Here is a 5,124-nt window from a genome sequence, read left to right as displayed (position 1 = left end):
GGGGGATGAGGTAGTTGCGGGCGTACCCGTTCTTGACCTCGATGACGTCACCGGCGCTACCGAGCCCGACGACCTCGTGAGTGAGAATCAGCTTTGCCATGTCGGTGCTCCTCAGCGTCCGGCGCCGGCGTAGGGCAGGAGCGCCATCTCGCGCGCGTTCTTGATCGCCTTCGCGATCAGACGCTGCTCCTGCACCGAAACACCGGTGATACGACGGGCACGGATCTTGCCGCGCTCCGAGATGAACTTACGCAGCGTGGCGACATCCTTGTAATCGATGACGCCGACGCGGATCGACTTCGCGGGGGCCGCGTTCTTCGCGCCCTTCCGCGGCTTGCGGCGGTCGCCGCTCGACTTTCCAGCCATGGGTTTTCCTTACGAATCGGTTCCGGCGGTCGCGCCGGAGAAGAGAATCAGAACGGTGTGTCGTCGCCGTAGCTCGTGCCCGGGGCGCTCCACGCGTCGGGCGCGGCCGAACCGGGCGTGGACCACGGCTCGTCCTGGGCAACCTGCGGCCGGGCCTGCTGGCCGCCGCCACCGAAGTTGCCGCCACCGCCGCCGGATGCCGCGCGGGTGACCTGCGCGGTCGCGTACCGCAGCGAGGGGCCGATCTCGTCGACCTCCAGCTCGATCGCGGTGCGGTTGTTGCCCTCGCGGTCCTGGTAGGAACGCTGCTTCAGGCGCCCGGTCGCCACGACACGAGCCCCCTTCGTCAGCGAACCGGCCACGTGCTCGGCGAAGTCGCGCCACACGGATGCCCGCAGGAACAGCGCCTCACCGTCCTTCCACTCGCCGGACTGGCGGTCGAAGTTGCGGGGCGTCGATGCGATCGTGAAGTTCGCCACCGGCAGACCGTTCTGCGTGTACCGCAGTTCGGGGTCGGCGGTGAGATTGCCCACGATGGTGATGATCGTCTCGCCAGCCATCGCGTTACGCCTTGGCAGCCTTGCGCGCGGCCTTGGCCTCGGCGCGCTCCTTCTCGGCGGCGACCTGGGCGATCGCCTCCTCGGCGCGCAGGACCTTGGTACGCATGACCTGCTCGTTCAGCTTCAGCTGACGGTCGAGCTCCTGCGTGGCGGCGCTGGTCGCCGTGAAGTCGACGACGGCGTAGATGCCCTCGGTCTTCTTCTGGATCTCGTACGCGAGACGGCGCTTGCCCCACACGTCGACAGCCTCGATGGACCCACCGTCTGCGGTGATGACCTTCAAGAACCCGTCGAGCTTGGGAGCGACCTGGCGCTCATCGACCTCGGGGTCGAAGATCACCATCAGTTCGTACTGGTGTGTGTGCGTCACTAACCCACCTCCTTCGGACTAGAACGGCTGCCGGGCCGATCCCGGCAGCAGGAGGGTTGTTGCACGTGTCGCGGACTCACGCACGCGGGGTGCCGCCGGACAACCCTGACATGCTACCGGATGCCCGTGTTGCACGCCATTCGCGGTCTCCGAGTGCGCAGAGACGACTCGCGCCCGGCCGTGGACGAGAGCATCGCAGGGGGTGCAGGGTACTCCCGATCCAGCGGCCGAGCGCGAGCAGGGCAGCGGTCGACCGAAGTCGGACGCGCCGCCGACCACTCTACCGTGTTGTCCCCCGTTTGGGGGACAGCGTTGCACAGGATGCGGAAAACGAGCACCCGTGCGCGGACCGCAGCGGCGTGGCGATCCACGTCCTCGCGGCACAGCAGGCCGTGAATCTCCGCCGCTGCGACGATCCGTGTGCGCGGCGAAGAGACGCCCTCCGACCAGATTCGTAGAAATTCCATGCGTTGTCATGGATGCAACGGCGACACGTGAGGTGATCGTATGATCAGCGATTCGATCACCTCAGCCGTGACTACGCTTCTGCATGAGGTGAAGAGATGACCCTACCTGCGCCCCCCACGTACCCGTTCGACGCACGGCCCCTGACCGAGGCCGTCGACCGCGGCGCGGCCGCCGCTTTCCGCGCGCACCTCATCGCCTCGGGGCGCGCGCCGCGCACCTCGTCGGTGGCTTCGATCGTCGTCGGCGTCGTGGTCGGCATCATGCTCCTATCCATGTTCGTACCGTTCGTCATCGCGCTCGCGGGCAGCCTCCTGTCCGCTGCGTTCGACGGCTCGTTCGGCGGGCTGCCGCTGTTCGTCCTGCTGGTGATGCTGGCGGTCTTCGGCGGGATGGTGACCGCGGTGGTCCTCGGTATCCGCCGCAGCGTCCGCTCGGCCGCCGAGAGGTGGTACCGGTTCGACCGGTTCGCGGGCGCGAACGGGATGCAGTGGTACCCGACCACCCCCGATCCGCCGCTGCCGGGGATGATCTTCTCGCTCGGGAGCTCCCGCGCGTCTCACGACATCGTGCGCGGCACCGAGCCGCGGCTGGTCGAGTTCGGCAACTACCAGTACACGACCGGCTCGGGAAAGAACAAGACGACGCACCGATGGGGGTATGTCGCGGTGCACCTGTCCACACCGCTGCCGCACATCGTGCTGGATGCCGTGGGCAACAACGGCCTGTTCGGCTCGAACCTGCCGGCATCGTTCGACAAGGATCAGCGGTGGAGCCTTGAGGGCGACTTCGACCGCTACTTCCACCTGTACTGCCCCCGCGGGTACGAACGGGACGCGCTCTACCTGTTCACGCCCGACATCATGGCGCGATTCATCGATAACGTCGCCGCGCTCGACGTCGAGATCATCGACAACTGGATGTTCCTCTACGCGCGGCGCGATTTCGCCACGCTCGACCCGGCGGTGTGGAACTGGCTGTTCTCGGTGGTGCGGGCACTGCTGGACAAGCTGGCGCAGTGGGAGCGCTGGCGCGACGACCGCCTCGCCCCCGTGGCGCCGCGCCCGGTGACGGCGGGTGACGGGACGGGGCTGCCGTTCCAGGCGCCGCAGGCGCTCGTGATTCCGCCCGGCGTAGCGCCGCCGGGAAAGCGGCTGTCCCGCCGGGTGCGCTGGGTGCCGATTATTATCGTCGTCGTCGGCGGCGCGGTGTGGTTCCTCATCCAGAGCGGCGCGATGTTCGCGTTCCTGCGCTGAGGCGAACCCCCGGTCACGACGCGTCGGCGACGCGCGGCGGGTCGAGGTGTACGCGCTGCAGCGGAAGCGCCTCGGGCGCCTCGCGGCGCACCCAGTCGGCGAGCTTCTCGCGCACCAGACACCGCAGGTCCCACACCGAGCTCGAATCGGCGGCGCTGAGGGTCACCCGCACCTGCAGGTGACCGCCGACCGCGTCGGTCACCACGATGCCCGCCGAGCGGCCGTCCCACAGCTCGGATGCCGCGACGATGCGGTGCAGCTCTTCCCGCATCCGGTCCACCGGGACCCGCCAATCGAGGTCGAAGTACACCGAGCCAACGAGCGCGCGGCCCAGTTTCGTCCAGTTCTCGAACGGTGTCGTGGTGAAGTAGGTGCACGGCAGCACGAGGGTGCGCTGGTCCCACAGCTCGACGACCACGTAGCTGAGGGTGATCTCGTTGATCGTGCCGAACTCGCCCTGCACGACTACGACATCGCCCACGCGGATCGCTTCGCTGAAGGCCAGTTGGACCCCCGCGAACAGGTTGCTGAGCACGGACTGCGCGGCGAGGCCGGCCACGATCGAGGCGATGCCGGCGGAGGCGAGCACGCTGGCACCGACCGCGCGGACCGCGTCGAAGGTCATCAGGATGGCGCCGGCGGCGATCACGACGATCACGACGATCACGAGACGCCGCACGATCTGCAACTGGGTGCGGATCTTCCGCGCCTCGAACGAGTCGCTCTGGTCGAGGCGGTACCGGCGGGTGCCGCTGTCGACGAAGAACAGGAACAGGTTCGCGAAGAACCACGCGCCGGCCACGATGATCGCGATGGTCAGGGCGTGGCGGAGGCCGCCGCGCAGCGACGCATCCACCGGCAGTGCGATCGTGGAGGCGAGCGCCGCCAGCAGCAGCAGCGTCGTGCGGAACGGCCAGCGGACCCGCTGGCTGAGGGAGCGGGGCCACGTCTTGCGCCGTCCGATCAGCGTCAGCACGATCGCGACGGCGGCGACGAGAACCAGGACCACGCCCAGCAGCACCACCAGCACCACACCCCAGTCGAGCCACCGCTGCCAGGTCTCCGAGTCCACGCGTGTTCCTCTCGTTCGCGTGTCTCTACGGTACGGGGGTCACGGGGCGAGGTCGAAGTGAGCGAGCTCGGGGTCGGTGAGCATGCGCGATCGGATGATGAACCGGTTGCCGGTGGGGCCCTCGACACTGAACCCGGCGCCGCGGCCGGGCACCACGTCGATCGTGAGGTGCGTGTACTTCCAGTACTCGAACTGGGCCGCCGAGATGAACACGTCGATCTCGTCGTCGAGCCCGACGTCGAGGCGCCCGAGGTGCACGTCGCTCGGTCCGGTCAGGAACATGCCGATCGGGTAGCACATGGGGGCGCTGCCGTCGCAGCATCCGCCCGACTGGTGGAACATCAGCGGCCCGTGCTGCGCGGTGAGCTCGCGCAACAGCGCCGCCGCCGCATCCGTCACCGCCACCCGCTGGTGCGTGCTCATCCCTGTCCTTTCCTCCCCGGGTCGCCTCGACGGCGGGGGGTCAGAAGAAGCCCATGGGGCCTTCGGCGTACGAGACCAGGAGGTTCTTGGTCTGCTGGTAGTGGTCGAGCATCTTCAGGTGGTTCTCACGGCCGATGCCGGACTGCTTGTAGCCACCGAACGCCGCGTGCGCGGGGTACTGGTGGTAGGTGTTCGTCCACACCCGGCCCGCCTCGATCGCACGCCCGGCGCGGTAGGCGGTGTCGCCCGAGCGGCTCCAGACGCCGGCGCCGAGGCCGTAGAGGGTGTCGTTGGCGGTCGCGATCGCATCGTCGAAGTCGTCGAACGAGGTGACCGACACCACCGGGCCGAAGATCTCCTCCTGGAAGATCCGCATGTCGTTGGTGCCTTCGAACACGGTCGGTGCGACGTAGAACCCGCCGGACAGGTCGCCACCGAGGTCGACGCGTTCGCCGCCGGTGAGCAGCTTCGCGCCGGCTTCTGTGCCGATCGCGATGTAGGAGAGGATCTTCTCGAGCTGGTCGTTGGATGCCTGTGCGCCGAGCATCGTGTTCGGGTCGAGCGGGTTGCCCTGCACGATCTTGCCGACCCGGTCGAGACCGTCGGCGAGGA

At 68.2% G+C, this 5,124-nt stretch carries 7 protein-coding genes and 1 pseudogene; 1 reads left to right on the top strand and 7 read right to left on the bottom strand.

What is annotated here, in order from left to right; genetic code table 11:
* From ACK5KK_RS04840 to rpsF, 4 genes and pseudogenes are all read right to left on the bottom strand, one after another.
* Positions 1 to 100: pseudogene (locus tag ACK5KK_RS04840) on the bottom strand (50S ribosomal protein L9); the annotation flags it as partial.
* Between the two features lie 11 nt (positions 101 to 111).
* Positions 112 to 366, bottom strand: coding sequence for a 30S ribosomal protein S18 (rpsR, locus tag ACK5KK_RS04835; RefSeq protein WP_040168021.1), 255 nt, complete (start codon positions 364 to 366; stop codon positions 112 to 114).
* Positions 367 to 413: 47 nt separating this feature from the next.
* Positions 414 to 926 (bottom strand): single-stranded DNA-binding protein, encoded by a 513-nt coding sequence (locus ACK5KK_RS04830; RefSeq protein WP_416888960.1) that lies wholly within the window; start codon positions 924 to 926, stop codon positions 414 to 416.
* Between the two features lie 4 nt (positions 927 to 930).
* Entirely contained in the window at positions 931 to 1,269 is a 339-nt protein-coding gene (rpsF, locus tag ACK5KK_RS04825; RefSeq protein WP_416888961.1) for a 30S ribosomal protein S6, read from the bottom strand.
* 590 nt (positions 1,270 to 1,859) lie between these two features.
* Between rpsF and ACK5KK_RS04820 the strand changes: the two genes are divergently transcribed.
* Positions 1,860 to 3,017 carry a hypothetical protein gene (locus tag ACK5KK_RS04820; RefSeq protein WP_416888959.1) on the top strand — a complete coding sequence of 386 codons (1,158 nt, stop codon included), beginning with the start codon at positions 1,860 to 1,862 and terminating at the stop codon, positions 3,015 to 3,017.
* 13 nt (positions 3,018 to 3,030) lie between these two features.
* Here ACK5KK_RS04820 and ACK5KK_RS04815 read toward each other — a convergent pair whose 3' ends face one another.
* From ACK5KK_RS04815 to ACK5KK_RS04805, 3 genes are all read right to left on the bottom strand, one after another.
* On the bottom strand, positions 3,031 to 4,089 hold the full coding sequence (locus ACK5KK_RS04815; protein WP_416888958.1) for a mechanosensitive ion channel family protein: 1,059 nt from the start codon (positions 4,087 to 4,089) through the stop codon (positions 3,031 to 3,033).
* Positions 4,090 to 4,128: 39 nt separating this feature from the next.
* A complete protein-coding gene (locus ACK5KK_RS04810) occupies positions 4,129 to 4,512 on the bottom strand; it encodes a DUF779 domain-containing protein (RefSeq protein ID WP_416888957.1) in 384 nt (127 codons plus the stop codon).
* A 40-nt stretch (positions 4,513 to 4,552) separates the two neighbouring features.
* Positions 4,553 to 5,124 (bottom strand): aldehyde dehydrogenase family protein (locus ACK5KK_RS04805; protein WP_416888956.1); only part of this gene is annotated, 572 nt, incomplete at its 5' end.

Origin of the sequence: Microbacterium sp. (assembly GCF_047972865.1) — a bacterium.
In the GTDB taxonomy this organism is placed as follows: Bacteria; Actinomycetota; Actinomycetes; order Actinomycetales; family Microbacteriaceae; genus Microbacterium.
The sequence above is the reverse complement of the archived record's forward strand: the minus strand, read 5'-3'. Positions and strand labels throughout refer to the sequence as shown.

Excerpts from the sequence above, each read along its gene's own strand:
- rpsR (WP_040168021.1), bottom strand. The coding sequence starts at position 366 with ATGGCTGGAAAGTCGAGCGGCGACCGCCGCAAGCCGCGGAAGGGCGCG.
- ACK5KK_RS04830 (WP_416888960.1), bottom strand. The coding sequence starts at position 926 with ATGGCTGGCGAGACGATCATCACCATCGTGGGCAATCTCACCGCCGAC.
- rpsF (WP_416888961.1), bottom strand. The coding sequence starts at position 1,269 with ATGGTGATCTTCGACCCCGAGGTCGATGAGCGCCAGGTCGCTCCCAAG.
- ACK5KK_RS04820 (WP_416888959.1), top strand. The coding sequence starts at position 1,860 with ATGACCCTACCTGCGCCCCCCACGTACCCGTTCGACGCACGGCCCCTG.
- ACK5KK_RS04810 (WP_416888957.1), bottom strand. The coding sequence starts at position 4,512 with ATGAGCACGCACCAGCGGGTGGCGGTGACGGATGCGGCGGCGGCGCTG.